The 15,595-nt window shown below is 71.8% G+C and carries 17 protein-coding genes; 3 read left to right on the top strand and 14 right to left on the bottom strand.

Translation table 11 applies throughout. The features are described from left to right. Window positions 1-13: 13 nt before the first annotated feature. The 14 genes from ACLF5H_RS04000 to ACLF5H_RS03935 form a co-directional block, all read right to left on the bottom strand. The gene (locus ACLF5H_RS04000; RefSeq protein ID WP_037661626.1) at window positions 14-769 is read right to left on the bottom strand and encodes a response regulator; all 756 of its coding nucleotides are present in this window, start codon (window positions 767-769) and stop codon (window positions 14-16) included. 204 nt (window positions 770-973) lie between these two features. Next, entirely contained in the window at window positions 974-1,666 is a 693-nt protein-coding gene (hpf, locus tag ACLF5H_RS03995) for a ribosome hibernation-promoting factor, HPF/YfiA family (protein ID WP_421674678.1), read from the bottom strand. Window positions 1,667-1,980: 314 nt separating this feature from the next. Next, a complete protein-coding gene (locus tag ACLF5H_RS03990) occupies window positions 1,981-2,826 on the bottom strand; it encodes a ComF family protein (protein ID WP_421674677.1) in 846 nt (281 codons plus the stop codon). Window positions 2,827-2,964: 138 nt separating this feature from the next. Beyond that, entirely contained in the window at window positions 2,965-4,674 is a 1,710-nt protein-coding gene (locus ACLF5H_RS03985) for an LpqB family beta-propeller domain-containing protein (RefSeq protein ID WP_421674768.1), read from the bottom strand. Further along, window positions 4,569-6,908, bottom strand: coding sequence for an MtrAB system histidine kinase MtrB (gene mtrB / locus ACLF5H_RS03980; protein ID WP_421674676.1), 2,340 nt, complete (start codon window positions 6,906-6,908; stop codon window positions 4,569-4,571). The genes ACLF5H_RS03985 and mtrB overlap by 106 nt, the downstream gene beginning before the upstream one ends. Window position 6,909: 1 nt before the next feature. Next, window positions 6,910-7,599, bottom strand: a complete 690-nt coding sequence (gene mtrA, locus ACLF5H_RS03975; RefSeq protein ID WP_187279108.1) for a two-component system response regulator MtrA — start codon at window positions 7,597-7,599, stop codon at window positions 6,910-6,912. 73 nt (window positions 7,600-7,672) lie between these two features. Next, a complete protein-coding gene (locus ACLF5H_RS03970) occupies window positions 7,673-7,954 on the bottom strand; it encodes a hypothetical protein (protein WP_421674675.1) in 282 nt (93 codons plus the stop codon). After that, the gene (locus ACLF5H_RS03965) at window positions 7,954-8,676 is read right to left on the bottom strand and encodes an RNA polymerase sigma factor (RefSeq protein ID WP_421674674.1); all 723 of its coding nucleotides are present in this window, start codon (window positions 8,674-8,676) and stop codon (window positions 7,954-7,956) included. The genes ACLF5H_RS03970 and ACLF5H_RS03965 overlap by 1 nt, the downstream gene beginning before the upstream one ends. 315 nt (window positions 8,677-8,991) lie before the next feature. Continuing rightward, on the bottom strand, window positions 8,992-9,306 hold the full coding sequence (locus ACLF5H_RS03960) for a hypothetical protein (RefSeq protein WP_421674673.1): 315 nt from the start codon (window positions 9,304-9,306) through the stop codon (window positions 8,992-8,994). A gap of 17 nt (window positions 9,307-9,323) precedes the next feature. Continuing rightward, window positions 9,324-9,929, bottom strand: a complete 606-nt coding sequence (locus tag ACLF5H_RS03955) for an RNA polymerase sigma factor (RefSeq protein WP_421674767.1) — start codon at window positions 9,927-9,929, stop codon at window positions 9,324-9,326. Between the two features lie 178 nt (window positions 9,930-10,107). Then, window positions 10,108-10,449, bottom strand: coding sequence for a hypothetical protein (locus ACLF5H_RS03950; protein WP_421674766.1), 342 nt, complete (start codon window positions 10,447-10,449; stop codon window positions 10,108-10,110). Window positions 10,450-10,663: 214 nt separating this feature from the next. After that, entirely contained in the window at window positions 10,664-11,230 is a 567-nt protein-coding gene (locus ACLF5H_RS03945; protein WP_421674672.1) for a hypothetical protein, read from the bottom strand. A gap of 91 nt (window positions 11,231-11,321) precedes the next feature. Further along, window positions 11,322-12,041: a DUF4328 domain-containing protein gene (locus ACLF5H_RS03940; protein ID WP_421674671.1), complete on the bottom strand. Its 720-nt coding sequence runs from the start codon at window positions 12,039-12,041 to the stop codon at window positions 11,322-11,324. 158 nt (window positions 12,042-12,199) lie between these two features. After that, window positions 12,200-13,768, bottom strand: a complete 1,569-nt coding sequence (locus ACLF5H_RS03935) for a beta-N-acetylhexosaminidase (RefSeq protein ID WP_421674765.1) — start codon at window positions 13,766-13,768, stop codon at window positions 12,200-12,202. A gap of 208 nt (window positions 13,769-13,976) precedes the next feature. On the opposite strand from ACLF5H_RS03935, the gene ACLF5H_RS03930 reads away from it, so the two are divergent. The 3 genes from ACLF5H_RS03930 (at window position 13,977) to ACLF5H_RS03920 (ending at window position 15,586) form a co-directional block, all read left to right on the top strand. Further along, window positions 13,977-14,525, top strand: a complete 549-nt coding sequence (locus tag ACLF5H_RS03930) for a 2-oxo-4-hydroxy-4-carboxy-5-ureidoimidazoline decarboxylase (protein ID WP_421674670.1) — start codon at window positions 13,977-13,979, stop codon at window positions 14,523-14,525. A gap of 192 nt (window positions 14,526-14,717) precedes the next feature. Next, window positions 14,718-15,098 (top strand): succinate dehydrogenase, cytochrome b556 subunit, encoded by a 381-nt coding sequence (gene sdhC, locus ACLF5H_RS03925; protein ID WP_078967379.1) that lies wholly within the window; start codon window positions 14,718-14,720, stop codon window positions 15,096-15,098. A 5-nt stretch (window positions 15,099-15,103) separates the two neighbouring features. Further along, window positions 15,104-15,586 carry a succinate dehydrogenase hydrophobic membrane anchor subunit gene (locus ACLF5H_RS03920; RefSeq protein WP_037656035.1) on the top strand — a complete coding sequence of 161 codons (483 nt, stop codon included), beginning with the start codon at window positions 15,104-15,106 and terminating at the stop codon, window positions 15,584-15,586. Window positions 15,587-15,595: the final 9 nt, after the last annotated feature.

Genomic DNA, 15,595 nt, shown 5'->3' with positions numbered 1-15,595 from the left:
CGGTGCCGGGCGGCTAGCGGATCTCCAGGATCTTCTCCCGCATCGCGTAGACCACGGCCTCCATCCGGGAGTGCAGCTGGAGTTTCTCCAGGATGTTGCGGACGTGGTTCTTCACCGTGTTCTCGGAGATGAACAACTCCTTGGCGATGTCCCGGTTGTTCATCCCCGTGGCGACGAGTTTGAGGACCTCCAGTTCACGGTCGGTCAGCCGGGGCGCGGGCACCAGCCGGCGTTCGTCGGTGCGCTGGATCATCGACTTGAACTCGGTGAGGAGTTTCGACGCCATGGACGGGCTGATCTGCGACTGCCCGTCGGCGACCGCGCGAATGGCGGTGGCCACCTCGTCGGTGGAGATCTCCTTGAGCAGATATCCGGTGGCGCCCGCCTTGATCGCGTCGTAGAGGTCGGCCTCCTCGTCGCTGATCGTCAGCATGATGATCTTCGCGCTGGGGGCGACCTCCTTGATGGAGGTACACGCCTCGATCCCCCCGCGCCGGGGCATCCGGACGTCCATCAGCACGATGTCCGGCAGCAGATCGGCGGCCTTGTCCACGGCCTCGGCGCCGTCGCCCGCCTCGCCGACGACCTGGATGTCCTCCTCGGCCGCGAGCACGATCTCCAGGCCGCGTCTGAAGAGCGCGTGGTCGTCCACCACCAGGACTCTGATCGGTTCATCCCGCGAAGAGCCCCCGTCAAGGCACCTGCCGAGTACACCGTCGTCGGTGTCGTCGGCCTCCTCGCTCCGCATCGGTCCGAAGGTGTCCGCCATCGTTCCTCCCCCTGAAGGCTGTGGCCTGTGTGGTCCCGTGCCATCGCCAACCCAAGGCAGCGGCCCACCGGTTGGGCCCTTGCGGTCATGATTTCATGCCGGAACGACACCGAGGCGCCGTGCGCGGCGCGAAGTGGTCGCACACTGGTGCCCCGGGGGCGCACGCGCGCTCCAGGGGCACCGGTCAGGCTTCGACGCCGGCGGTCAGCCGCCCAGCGTGCCCCCTGCCGCTGGGGGCTGCGCCTCGGCGACCATCGGGTCCGTGCTGAGGTGGATCACGCCGTAGTCGTAGGCGTGCCGCCGGTAGACGACACTCGGCTCCTTCGTCTCGGAGTCGACGAACAAGTAGAAGTCATGGCCGACCAGTTCCATCTCGTAGAGGGCCTGGTCCAGGCTCATGGCGGAGGCGACGTGGGTCTTCTCGCGGACCACGAGGGGGCCTTCGCCCTTGACCTCGAGCGAGCCGATCTTCGTGGTCGGCACTCCGTCCGTCTCGTCCTCCGCCACCGGGACGCCGTTTCCGTTCAGCGTCGCCGCGCCCGGGACGTGGTCGGGGACCTCCGCCGCCGAGATCCGCCGTGCGCCGCGGCGCGAGAACCGCTTGTCGTGCTGCTTGCGCAGTCGCGCGTCCAGCTTTTCCGCCGCCATGTCGAGTGCCGCGTACGGGTCGCTGGCCGCTGCCTCCGCCCGGATCACCGGGCCCCGGGAGCGGAGCGTGATCTCCACCCGGTCGCAGCGGTCGGCCTGTCGAGGGTTGGGCTCCTTGGACACCTCGACGTCGAGGCTGATCACCTTGCCATCGAGCTTCTGGATCTTCTCCAGCTTCAGCTTCTCGGCCACGTGCTTGCGGAACCGCTCGGGCACCTCGGTCTTGCGGCCTTTGACGACGATGTCCACGCAGAACTCCGTTCCCGGATCGCTCCGCTGCTTCGGCGGAGCATCTCCCTTTTGCACCAGGTCCGGTGAGTACCGAACCTCGGACTCGGTGACGTCCACCTCCTCCTCCCCCAAGGGCGGGATCTCCACCCCACCGGCGCGGGTGATTGCGCAAAACCCGCGGCACGGCATTCGGATATGAGAGGTGTGGCCTGCGCCTCTTTCCTCACAACCGAACATATCTCGCCCGGACGGATGTCGTCACCCTCTACTGCGGCGTACCTCCGTTCAGGTGAATAAACCCTCTCGCTACCTGCAACGATGCAGGTCGGCGGTCAGTTCCTGTTTATTTCGAAAGAATCCGCAGGAGCGGCGATCACGGCCGCACGCGGCGGCGGTCCGAGGGCGTTCACCACCGTCTTTTTCGCTGCACCATGCACCCACTTCGCCTTCACCCGCTTCGCCTTCTCCGGTCCTTGGGTACTTCGTTCCTCCCTTCCTTCCCGAGTTGCGTTCTTGTACACAGCTCTTGACTCGCCGATTCGCAGGGCCCGTGCCGCCTCCGCCAGACTGGCGCCGGTGGTGACGAGGTCGTCGACGAGCACGATCCGGCCCCCGGCGAGCAGCCGGTCCCCGCCCGCCGTCACCTCCAGCGCGCCCGCCATGTTCGCCAGTCGCCGCCGCGCGTCCAGCCCCGCCTGGTCCGCCACGGGCCCGCGCTGGCGCAGCACCGCCGCCACCCGGGCCGGTGTCCCGGTGCGCCGCAGCTCCCCGGCCGCCGCGAGCGCCATCCGCCGTACCGGATCGTGTCCCCGCGCCCGCACGGCCCATCGCGCGGAGGGCACCGGCACGAGCACGACGGGCCCCGGGGCCCCGGTCCCGGCCGACGCGTCGAGGCCCGCCCGCACGGCCCCCGCCAAGGCCGTACCCAGCGCTCCCGTGAGCGTCAGCGCGCCCCGCTCCTTGTGCGCGAGAAGCAGCGCGCGCACCGCCTGCGCGTACGGCGCCGACGCGTACACCGCGGGGAGTCCCGGCGGCTCCGGCTGCGGCCGCACCCGCCGGGGCGCGCTCCCGGCCAGCGCGGTCCGGCAGCGCGCGCAGAGCGTCGTACGAGGTGCTCCACAGCCCGCGCAGTCGGTCGGCAGCACCAGGTCGGTGAGGTCCCGCCACCACCCCCGCATGACCACCACTGTGCCAAGGCCGGAGCCGGCCCCACCACCCCTGTGGACAACGGCCTGTGGACAACGCGCACAGGCCGTTGCCCTGGTCTCCTCGACCAGGCTCTCTCGTCTCGGCCGGGCAGCCCCCCGTCAGCCCCGTCAGCCCGGATAGACCGGTGCTGTCCCGTCCTTGTCGACCTTCTGCCACTGCGCCCCGGTCGGCAGCCGGACGATCCCGTCGTCCGAGTAGGCCACCAGCGGCACCCGGTCGTCCTCGGAGGCGGCGATCGCCTTCAGTCCGGGCAGCGCGCCCGGCGCCGGACCGTCGAGGGTGGCGCCGTCGACCTGGACGTAGCGCATCTGCTGCACACCGCCCTGCTCCTGCCCGACCACCAGCAGCTGGCTGTCCCCGGCCCAGGTCATGGCGCTGACCTGCTCCAAGTCGGGTGCGGCGGGACGGAGGTCGACCACCGAGGGCGCCTCGTCGGTCCCGTCCTCGCGCTCGATCCGGCCGATCTGCAGGGACTGCTTGCCGTCCTTCTCCACGACCAGCGCGACCCGCACGCCGTCGGCGGCCACCCGGACGTCCTTGATCCGGCCGGGCAGGTCCGGGACGGTGACCTTCTCCGCCTTGGCGACACCGTGCTCCACGACGTACAGAGCCGTGGCCTGCGGATCACGGTCGGCCACCCACAGGTCGCCGCGCGCGTCCCAGCTGGGTGTGGTCAGCCGGTCGGCGGGCGTCGGGCCCTTGCTGGTGACCAGGGCGCTGCCGAGCGAGCCGTCGGAGGTCAGCGATGTCACGCGCAGCGTCGCGCCGTAGTCGTCGACCGCGGCCACGCTGTGCTCGTCCCGCGACACGGCCACCGACCGGAGCGTTTTGTCGCCCTCGCCGAGCACGCCCGGCACCTGCAGGGACGCGGTGCCGGTGCTCCCGGTCGGCATCCGCACCAGCCGGTGCTTGCCGTCGACGTAGTACAGGTATTCGGGCCGCTTGGACGAGCCGTGCCAGGCGGCGGACTCGGCGCGCTCCTCGGTCAGATCGCACAGCCGGTGGCCGCCGGTGCCCTGCAGTTCGACGGACTCCAGGGTCGGCGCCAGGTTCCGCAGCGTGAACAGCAGCTGGGTGGCCATCTCGGTGCACTTGGACGCCGAGACGCGCGACTCCTTGAGGTTCAGGGGCACCGTCAGCCGGTTCTGGTCGTCCGGCGTCAGCCCGGACACGCCCTTCTGGAGGGCCGTGCCGGTCGGGAAGCTGGAGCGCACCACCGGGCGGAGCCAGGTGGACGGCTTGCCCAGCACCGAACGGACCATCTGTGTCATCGCGTCGACCTTGCCGCGCAGGAACACCGGATCGGCGACCGCCACCGGCTCCCCGGCCGACCCGACCGACGTACCGGAGGCGAAGTAGTACTTGTCGACGGACGTGTAGTTGCGCTGGAAGTCCGACTTGCCCATGACCACACCGTCGGGCAGCTCGTCGATGCGCCACTGCCTGGTCTTGCTGTCCCGGCTCAGATGCACCTTCTTGCGATAGGTGCCGGCCGCGGGCTCGTACGCCTGCTCCCCGTCGACCGTGGCCACCTGGGCACCGGTCAGCACACAGGTGCTGCTGTCGGCCGCCTCCCTGCCGCTCGGGCGGCAGGCGGTCTCGATGCTCGGCCCGTTCGCGAGCACCGTGGTCGACTTCTCCGGCCGCCAGGTGCGCGCGGCGTCGTCCGCCAGGTACTTGCGCGCCGTGTCGTACGACGGGTCGTCGCTGGTCAGCGCCTCCAGAAAGCCCTGCACGATCTCGCCCGGGTTGGCGTCCTCGGCGGGCGGCATGGCGAACACCCGTACCCCGGTGTCCTGCCGGGGCGTGGACTCCACGTCCCGCAGATCACCGCTGTCGGGCATCGAGGCGCACCCGGCCAGCAGAACGACCCCCAAGGCGGTGTACGCCGCCGCGCGCCATGGCTTGCGCCGGGCGCCCCCCTCGCGGTCAGCGCCCACGAAATGCCTCCCCTGGCTCGGTCGAATCCTCCGGCCGCGCCGTCTGCCGCCGATCGGATTCCGGTCGTACGGCTCCGGTGTCCGGGCCCGGCTCCGCGGCGGGCCGCTCCGCCGGGCGCCGTACGGGCCCCGTGGGCCGGGGCACCACGCGCGCGCCGTTGCCGTTGCCCGGCACGTCCAGGTGAGCGGGGCGACGGTGCGGAACACCGGCACGGTCGTGGTGCAGGGGGCAGCGCGGGCGCATGGCCGCCGTTCTGCTGCGCCGGAACGGTCGCCCGCTTCTCCGTGCGGGGCGCCCCGGAGTCGTCGGGGCGGCGCCTGCGGCGCGCGTCCTTGGGCTCCAGCGGTATCGGCGAGCCCCGCAGCGGCTCGTCCGCGGTCCTGGGCAGAGTCAGCCGGAACTGCGAACCGCCGCCCGGCTCGCCCCAGGCCTGGAGCCAGCCGCCGTGCAGGCGCGCGTCCTCCAGGGCGATCGACAGCCCGAGGCCGGTGCCACCGGTGGTGCGGGCGCGGGCCGGGTCGGCCCGCCAGAAGCGGCTGAACACGCGGGTCGCCTCGCCCGGCTTGAGCCCGACGCCGTAGTCGCGCACCGCGACGGCGACCGCGCCACCGGCGGAGGCCAGCTTGACGATGACGTCCTTGCCCTCGCCGTGCTCGACGGCGTTGACGACGAGATTGCGCAGCACCCGCTCCACCCGCCGGGCGTCGGCCTCGGCGACTACGGGCTGGAGATCGCCGACCACCCGTATACGGGTGCCCTTGCGCTCGGCGAGCGGCTCGGCACCGCCGACCACGCGCCGTACGACCTCTCTGAGGTCGATCGGCTCGGCCTCCAGGGCCGCCGCGCCCGCGTCGAAGCGGCTGATCTCCAGCAGGTCCGCGAGCAGCGACTCGAAGCGGTCCAGCTGGTCGGCGAGCAGTTCGGCGGAGCGCGCGGTCACCGGGTCGAAGTCCTGGCGGGCCTCATGGATGACATCGGCGGCCATCCGGACCGTCGTCAACGGGGTGCGCAGTTCGTGCGAGACGTCCGAGACGAACCGGCGCTGCATCCGCGACAGGTCCTCCAGCTGCTGGATCTTGCTCTGGAGGTTCTGCGCCATCTTGTTGAACGCCTCGCCCAACCGGGCGATGTCGTCCTCGCCGGTGACCTTCATGCGCTCCTGGAGCTGACCGGCGGACAGCCGCTCGGCGATCCCGGCCGCCATCCGCACCGGCGTGACGACCTGCCGTACTACCAGCCAGGCGATGGCGCCCAGCAGTACGACGACGAAAAGCCCGGCGGTCGCCAGGGTGCCCTTGACCAGGCTGAGGGACTTCTCCTCCTGGGTGAGCGGGAAGAGGTAGTACAGCTCGTACGGCCGCCCGTTCGGGTCGTTGACCTGCTTGCCGATGACCAGCGCGGGCTGCGCGCCCTTGCCGTTGGAGTAGACGATCTGGGTGTAGCTCTGGGCTGCCGTCGTGCCGTTGTTGACCCGTTTGCGCAGGTCGGAGGGGACACTGGAGGTCGGGTTGACGTTGCCGGAGCCGCGCGGGCTGCGGCCGCCGCCGCTCTCGTCGTCGACGGGCAGCGTCACCACGTCGAAGGCGCCCGCGCCGCCGCTGGACAGCGACTCCACGAGGTCGCTCATCCACTGGATGACGTTCTGGGTGGGCCGGCCGTCCGCGGCGCCCGCGGTGCCGTCCGTGCTGCCGTCGGCGGTGCCGGTGCCCGTGCCATTGGTGCTCGCCGCCTCGTCGGCGCGCTGCTTGGCCACCGCGAAGCCGCCCGTGGCCTGACTCTGCGAGGCGCGCACCTTCGCGTCCAGCAGGCCGTTGCGGACCTGCCCGATCACGACGAAGCCGAGCAGCAGGACGACGCCCAGCGACATCAGCAGCGTGGTGGCGACGACCCTGAGCTGGATGTTGCGCCGCCACAGCCGCATCACCGGCAGCAGCGGACGGCGCACCCAGCGCAGGAAGAGCCGCAGGACCGGGCTGCCCTGCACCCCGCCCTGAAGCAGTCCGCCCTCGAAGAGGCGCCTCAAGCGTGTACCTGCCGCCGTCCGGCCGACAGGCCGCTTCGGACGGTCCCCGGGCATGCCGGACCCCGAAGCGACACTGTCCCCGGACACGTCAGCTCGGTCCCGCCTTGTAACCGACACCACGGACGGTCACCACGATCTCCGGCCGCTCCGGGTCCTTCTCGACCTTGGAGCGCAGCCGCTGGACATGCACGTTGACCAGGCGGGTGTCCGCGGCGTGGCGGTAGCCCCAGACCTGTTCCAGCAGCACCTCGCGGGTGAAGACCTGCCAGGGCTTGCGGGCGAGCGCGACCAGCAGGTCGAACTCCAGCGGGGTCAGCGCGATCGACTGCCCGTCCCGCTTCACCGAGTGCCCGGCCACGTCGATGACCAGGTCACCGATGGTCAGCTGCTCGGGCGCCGGTTCCTCGGAGCGCCGCAGCCGCGCCCGGATCCGCGCCACCAGTTCCTTCGGCTTGAACGGCTTGACGATGTAGTCGTCCGCGCCCGACTCCAGGCCGACCACGACATCCACGGTGTCGCTCTTGGCCGTGAGCATCACGATCGGCACGCCGGACTCGGCGCGGATCAGCCGGCACACCTCGATGCCGTCCCGTCCGGGCAGCATCAGGTCCAGCAGCACCAGATCGGGCTTGCTCTCACGGAACGCGGCCAGCGCCTTGTCGCCGTCGGCTACGAAAGACGGCTCAAAACCTTCACCACGCAGCACGATGCCGAGCATCTCGGCCAGTGCGGTGTCGTCGTCGACGACAAGGACTCGTCCCTTCATAAACGACATCATCCCATTCTCGTAACGACGGCAGAGGCGCAGGTGAGCAGGCTCACTGGCCTGTGACGATAGTCGTACGGAGCAGTCACTGTCTGCCCCCGGCCGTCTCGCGGGGCGCCCCGCGGCGGAGCGCGGCCGTGCGCTCGTCGGCGGCGGCCTCGCGGGCCTTGCGGAACGCGGCCAGGGCGGCCTGCTCACCGGGGAGTTCGACGGCGGCGGGCGTCGCCTGCGCGGACAGCGCGCCGAGCACCCGGGCGAGGCGTTCGGCCTGGTCACGGGTGGCGGGGTCGACGGCTTCCAGGGGCTCCCCGGCCAACAGGCGTTCCGCCGTCTCCGGGTTGAGCCACGTGTCCTGCTCGTCGGCCATCACATGTCCTTCTGCGTCCGCGCGCGCGTATGCGTCACAGTGGCGGACGTCACCGCGCGTGCACGCGGTTCTCGCTCGGGTTCCTGCCGGTCCGCTCGCCTCGATCCCGGCCGGGGTGTCTGCTCGGGGTCCCGCTGGGGTGGCAGCGCGTCGAGGACGCCCGCCGTCTCCGGGTCGTCGCCGAGCAGTTCGGCGAGCCGTTTCAGGCCGCGGTGCGCGGCGGTGCGGACGGCTCCGGCGCGTTTGCCGAGGGTCTCGGCGGCGGTCTTGGCGTCGAGGCCGACGACCACGCGCAGGACGACCGCCTCGGCCTGGTCCTGCGGGAGCCGGGCGATGAGGGAGAGGGTGCTGCCGGTGGTGAGCGCCTCGATGGCCTCGCCCGCGGTGTCGGACTCGGCGGCGCGGCCGGTCAGTTCGGTCTCGTCGCCGCCGATCGCGGGGCGGCGGCCGCGCATCCGGATGTGGTCCAGGGCACGGTTGCGGGCGATCCGGGCGGCCCAGCCGCGGAACCGGTCGGCGTCCCCGCTGAACCGGTCGAGGTCGCGGGCGATCTGCAGCCAGGTCTCGGAGGCCACGTCCTCGGCGTCGGGATCCCCGACGAGCGTGCGCACGTACCCGAGCAGGCGTGGATGCACCGCGCGGTACACCGCACGGAACGCGCTCTCATCGCCGTCCTGTGCCGCACGCACCGCGGCGGTCAGCTCCGCGTCGTCCCCCAGCACCGCACTCCCTTTACGCCTGTCTTCTGGTCGGCGCGAATGGCACGTTACGGCCTGAAACCTTGCTCCGTCCATGTCCGTAGAAGATGCAACTAACTCGTGACCGGGTGCGGGTATGCGCAGGGTGAGCACCGGGTGAGGACGGAACGCACCCGGGGTGTGACAGAAAACGCACCCACGGCGCTGTAGAGAGTACGGGTCGCCCAGCGGCCCTCAGAGCGACGGTCGGGGCCTCTCCTGTGGGGGGTGGCGGCCCCGGCCGTTGCCCTTGCCGCCGCCGTGGCGCCCCGCGGGCCGACTCGCCCCCGCTTTCTTACCTCACTTCTTACGGCCGCCCCGCTTCGAATGTGCGCCGTTTTCGCCCGACTTGCGAGTTGTCTGCGCCGCGCCACCCACGATGGAGGCAGGGCGCCAGTCGTCGCGGGGGCGGGTGCGCAGGGGGTGGTTGGTGGAGGCGTAGGCGGTGCGGAAGGCGGCCAGGGCGCGGTGTTCGGCCTCGGGGTCGGGGGCGTACGCGCGCAGGGCCGGGCCGAGGTGGGACTCGACGGCGGACGCGGCGCCGCCCCCGGTGTCCCGCCGGTCGCCGGGCGGGCCGTCGTCGCCGTCGCGTTCACCCATGTCCGATTCACCCATGTCCGATTCCGCGCCGGTCACTTCGGCTCCCCGTCGTCCGTCGCACCCGGGTCGGCCGCCAGGGTGCGGGCGAGGCGTTTGAGGCCGCGGTGCGCGGCGGTACGGACCGCGCCGGGGCGCTTGCCGAGGACGCGTGCGGCGGCGGGGCCGTCGAGGCCGACGACCACCCGGAGCAGCACGGCCTCCGCCTGGTCCCGGGGCAGGGAGCGCACCAGTTCGAGGGCGCGCGCGGTGGACAGCGACTCCAGGGCCTGCTCGGGGGTGGTGCCCGGGGCCGCCCGGTCCAGCGCTTCCTGGTCGAGCGCGGTGGTGCGGGGCCGGGTGCGGCGGCGGCGCAGATGGTCCAGGGCGCGATGGCGGGCGATGGTCGCGGTCCAGCCGCGAAAGCCCGCGCCGTCGCCGGTGAAGCGGCCGAGGTCGCGCGCTATCTCCAGCCAGGCGTCGGCGGCCACGTCCTCCGCGTCCTCGCCGACCAGAGCCCGCAGATAGCCGATCAGGCCGGGCTGCACGATCCGGTAGGCCACCGCGAAGGCGCTCTCGTCGCCGCCCTGGGCCCGCACGACGGCCGCACCCAGCTCCCCGTCCCGCGGCCGCCGGCCGCGGGGCTGCCCTCCCTGGCCCAAGACCGTCCCCGTCGTGCCGAGTTCATGGCCACCGGCGCGTCCCGCACGGTGCGGCACGCTCCGGCCGTGTCTTTCGCCCTCCATGGTCATCAGCGTCCCCCCTGACAGAAGTGTCACAGCGAACGCCCCGGTGGGCGCCTCTCGGTGAACGGCCCGTCAGGCGGCGGCCGCCACGCTCTCAGGCGTCCGCCGTCGCGTCCCTGCACAGCAACCGCAGCGAACCATGGCCCAGGAAGGAGCGCCGGGCCTCCTCGATGGGGTCCCAGAGCCGGCCGTCGGGGGTACGCACCCAGTGTTCGCCGCCGGTCGCCCACCACTCGGCGCCGGTGCGGCGCACGACCACCTCACCGGCGTACGCGCCGAAGCCCCGCAGCACGCCGCCGACCGCCTCGATGGGCGCACCCTCGCGCCGTATCTCCTCGATCACGCGGTCCACGCGCCACAGGCTCCGCGCCGAGTAGTCGAGCCGCACCCGGGCGCCCTCGCGCAGGGTCGCGACCGCGTCCGCCGCCCAGCGCACGGGCTTCGCGGCGGCGTGGGGCCTGGTCTCCTGCGCGGCCGTCCCGTCCGGGGCGGTCGCGGCAGCGGTCGTATCGGCCGTCGCACGGGCCGTCACATGGGCGTTCACATGGGCGTTCACATAAAGAAGAGCGAGCGGGGCGGAGCTTTCGTCACCCTCCGAGGAAGCGTTTCGCCAACCGTCGCAGGACCACCCCACCGCCACCGCACGACCGTCACACCCCGCTCTCCGCGTTCCCCCGCGCCCGCCGCGAGACCACCGCGCGCAGCACCCGGCGCCCCTCGCCCGACACATCGAGCGCGCGGCGCAGGCCCTGCTTGCCGTGGCCTTCGAGGAGTTCGAGCACGGTGATCTGGCGGCGCAGCTCGGCGGCGACGAGCGGCGGCGGGTCCTCGGTCCCGGCGGGGTCCGGGGCGCCCTCGGCCGCGGGGTCGAGCAGCCGGTGGACGCGCAGCGAGACCGCGGAACAGGACTCGGCCCAGGGCCGTACCGCCTCGGCGGTGCGCTCGGCCGGGGCCGTGTCCAGCAGGTGTGCGACGAGCCGTACCGCCTCCGCGTGCTCGCCGCCGCCCGCCGCCTCTTCCCCGCCGAGACCGAGGAGCGCGCCCCGGGCCTTCTCCAGGGGGGCGCTCCAGTCCGATCCGTCGGCGAGGCTCCCCCACAGCGGGCGCAGCAGTTCCTCGTCGCCGTCGAGCAGGGGCAGGCACCGATCCAAACAGGCCAACCCACTGGCGGCGAGCCCCCGTTCGTCGGCCCGCGCGATCCGTTCCTCAAGGCTCATGAAGCCTCCCTGGTCTGGGCGCCGACCGGCACGGAGCCCGCACTTCCCCTTACTGCGTGCGACCGGGCGGAAGTGTCACAGCGGTCGAGTTTCAGCCAAAGGCGGGCATGGCGGCGGGGCCCGCGAGGATCCTGGCCCGCTGCATCCGGGTCAGGTGGACGACGACCAGGACGGCGAGGATCGCGGCCGCGGCGTCCACCGCGTCGGAGAACAGCATCTGCCGGGCGGCGTCGGCGAGTTGATCGGGGGCGTGCGCGTCGTCGTACTCCCGGGCGGCGAACCTGCCCAGGAGCAGGCTGAGCACCCACAGCGTCCACCAGGCGTTGACCGGGGTGGTCCGCACCCGGGCGCCCGGCGGGACGCTGGCCCGCCAGACGTCCACGACGACCCGGCGCGGCAGCCACAGGTTCCCGATCGGCACGAACCAGCCCCCGATGGCCCAGCCGCGCTTCATGCGGTGCCCGTGCGGCTCGAACACCTCGGCGTTCGTCCGCACCCGCCACAGCCAGCACAGGTAGACGGCGATGGTGGCCACCAGGGTGATCCCCTGCGCGACGCTCGCCGCGTTGTAGAACGTGTCGGCATGGTGGGCCCGGTCGATCATGCCCTGGTCGACAGCGCCGCCGACCATGTCCTGGGCGGCGTTCACCTCCATCTGGTCCGCGAAGCAGGCGAACAGGTCGGTGACGGCGACCAGCCCCAGCAGGACGGCCGCGGCCAGTCCGAGCCCGGCGGGCGAGCGCGGCCAGTGGCCGTACGGAGGCGCCAGGGGCGGCGCGGGCTGGGGCGGGACGGGCATGGGCGTGGCCATGGTGCGGAATTCCCCCGAAGGTGAGAAACGGCGACCGGCGGCCCGTGTACGACATGCACACGTCCCGCCGGAAATATGAACACCGGAAGATACGCCCGAAGATCAGCCCGCGTCCACAGAAATCGCACAGTCCCACCGGGTACCGGCCCGGCCAGGCGTCAGCCCAGCCGGTCCGCCAGGGACTTGAAGTCCGTCCAGGACAGGGCGGGCGTGCCCGGGTCCCACAGCTTCTGGACGGTGGCCCGCAGCGGCATCCGGATGCCGGCCGCGACCTGGTCCGGCGTCTGCGCGTCGGGGAAGTCGCCCCACACCGCGAAGGCGCCGCCGAGGATCTGGTCGTCGTACCGCGCCGGGACGGCGGTGGTGCCGCGCACCACCCGGGGGTTCCACTGCTCGTAGATCCGCTGCCCGGTCGGGTAGACGAAGGTCTGCGGCTGACCGAGGACGTAGTAGAGGAACTCGTCGTTGTAGTTGATGAGTTTGCGGCCGGCGCTCAGATAGTCCTCCGGCGGCCGGGCGCCGATCTCCTTGCCGGTCCAGTAGGCGACCTGGAGATCGTCCGCGGGCCGCACGGCGGTGGCGCTGCGGTAGAAGCCGTCGTTCCAGGCGCGCATGGTCCTGCCGTGGGCCCGGACGGTGGCGGCGCGGTCGTTGAGCCACTGGGTGGTGAGGTCGGCGACATTGCCGTGCGCGCCGAACTTCTGCCGGGCGGCCGCGGCCAGCTGCGGATAGGCGGTCTGGGGATTGCTCGCCATCAGCGCCTGGTACTCGTCGCCGCCGAGGTTCCACCGAGCGCCGGTGAACAGCCCCGCGTACTCGTTCAGCAGATCGTCGATCAGCTTGGCCGAGCCGGGCTCGGAGATGTCGATCGCGCCCTTGGTCACCACGCCGTTTCCGTTGCGCAGTTTGAGATCGGGGTGGGCGGCGAGGACCGCGCCCAGGTGTCCGGGCGAGTCGAGTTCCGGTACGACGGTGATGTGCCGGCTGTTCGCCAGGTCCACGATCCGCTTGACCTGCGCCTTGGTGAGATGGTCCGGGGAGACGATCTCCGGGTGGGTGCTGGACTCGATCCGGAAGGCCTGGTCGTCGGAGAAGTGCAGCCCCAGCTCGTTGTACTTCAGGTCCCCCAGCTCCCGTATCCGGTCCTCTATCCAGGACTCGGAGTACGGTTTGCGCGCGATGTCCAGCATGAAGCCGCGCACCGGCTTGGCCGGTTCGTCGCGCACCACGCCCTCCGGCGCCGTACCGCCCCCGTGGACCTCCTGTTTCAGGGTCCGGGTGCCGTAGAAGACCCCCGCCTGGCCCGGCCCGCTGATGTCGACCCGGCCGCCCCGGACGGTCATGGTGTACGACTCCTGGCCGCCACCCCCGCCGCCCAGCGACAGCCGCAGATCGCCCGCCCTGGTGTCGTCCTTCTGTCCCGCGTAGCTCATCCCCAGCTCGCCGGCTATCAGCCTGCCCTCGTCGGCGAGGCCCGCGTCACCGATCACCACGCGGTCGCCGGGCGACGGACGCCAGCCGGGCCCGCGCGCCGGGGTGTGGGAGCGGACCGCCGGGATCGTCCGCGGCGCCTTGGACATCGGGTACGAGCGGGTGGGCGAGGGACTCGTCTCGGCGACGGTCGCCTGTCCGGCGGAGCCCTGGTCACCGCCGCCGCCCGACGAGGCCCACACCCCGATGCCGGTCCCGAGGGCGACGGTCCCGGCCACCGCCGCGGCCACCGTCATCCGCTTCCGCTTCACCTGTTGCGCCGACGCCCGGCGCCTGTGCTGGGTCACTGGCCCAACGTAAGGCCCCTCGCCACCCGAACGGTCACCCGAGCGTTCGCAAACTCTCCCGTCCGGGTGAATTTCAGGCATCAGGCGGACACAGAGTTACCACTCTCGATAACCTGACGACACATCTTTCACAGCACTCCCCTGCCACACACGATCTGTGACGCGAGGACCCACGCTGCCCGCCCACCACCCCCCACAGCTGCCCCGCCCCCTCGACGCCTTCAACGCGGCGTGCGCCACCGAGGTCCGGGCCCTCCTTCTGCGCTGCCTGCACAGCCCGCGCTGGTCCCACCGCGTCGCGGCCCACCGTCCCTACCCCGACCTGGACGCCCTCCTGGCCGCGGCGGACGAGGCGGCGTACGACCTGTCCCCGCTCGACATCTCCGAGGCCCTCTCCCACGAGTCCCTGCCGCGGCTGCCCGAGGACACGTACTCGGCCGCACATATGGCCCTGGACGCGGCACATGCCGCCTACGAGGCACGATTCGGACACGTGTTCGTCATCTATCTGGGGGACACCGAGCCGGGCGAGACCGCCGACCGCGTCCTGGAGGCCATCCGGTCACGATCGGCGAACGATCCCGACGAGGAGCGCGCGATAGCCGCGGACGAGCTGCGCCGCCTCGCAAGGGGCCGTCTGGGCACCTTTCTGCGGGGCGCGGGGAGCTGTGCGACCAGCCCAAACGCACCCACACCCGGGCGATAACGGGACGGATCGCCCCCGTATCCGCCCCCCGCTAGCCCAACCGCGTGCCAGTTTGATCACACAGGTAGGCCCCCCGTAAGCCTCGCCCCGCCACACGGATACCATGCTGGGGGCCGGTGGACCGTACCCGGCCGGGCCCGACCGACAGTGAAGCCGGCGCGGCCCTAATCCCCGCTCCCGGAGGGTTCTTCCGTGCCGGCTGGAACGCTGTACCGCGGCCGGGAAGGAATGTGGTCCTGGGTGGCTCACCGAGTCACCGGCGTCCTCATCTTCTTCTTCCTGTTCGTTCACGTGCTGGACACCGCTCTCGTGCGTGTCTCCCCCGAGGCCTACGACAAGGTCGTGGCCACGTACAAGACGCCGATCGTCGCGCTGCTGGAGTACGGCCTCGTCGCCGCAATCCTCTTCCACGCGCTCAACGGTCTGCGCGTCATCGCCGTCGACTTCTGGTCGAAGGGCCCGCGCTACCAGAAGCAGATGTTCTGGACCGTGATGGGTGTCTGGGTCGTGCTCATGCTCGGCGCGATCTACCCCGTGCTCGGCCACGCCGCTCGTGTTCTGTTCGGGAGCTGACGCCGATGTCTACCACTGAGACCACCGCCTCCGGGGTCGGCCCCGTCGAGGGTGCCGCCGTCTACAACGTGGACAACCCGGCCCCGCTGATCGAGGCGCCGCGCAAGCGGACCAAGAAGACCCCGAAGTCCACCCGCGGCAACTTCGAGCTGGCGGCGTGGCTGTTCATGCGCCTGTCCGGCATCGTGCTGGTCGTCCTCGTCATCGGCCACCTGGTGATCCAGCTGGTCCTGGACGGCGGCGTCTCCAAGGTCGGCTTCGCCTTCGTGGCCGGCCGCTGGGCCTCCCCCTGGTGGCAGATCTGGGACCTGGCCATGCTGTGGCTCGCGATGCTGCACGGCGCCAACGGCCTGCGCACGGTCATCAACGACTACGCCGAGCGGGCCGCGTCCCGCATGTGGCTGAAGGCCCTGCTGTACACCGCCACGGTGTGGACCATCCTGCTGGGCACGCTGGTGATCTTCACCTTCGACCCGAACATCCGCTAGGCACGGGGC

The organism is Streptomyces sp. LaBMicrA B280 (genome assembly GCF_049222185.1).
GTDB classification, from domain to species: Bacteria; Actinomycetota; Actinomycetes; order Streptomycetales; family Streptomycetaceae; genus Streptomyces; species Streptomyces murinus.
This window is presented reverse-complemented; position numbering and strand designations above follow the sequence as displayed.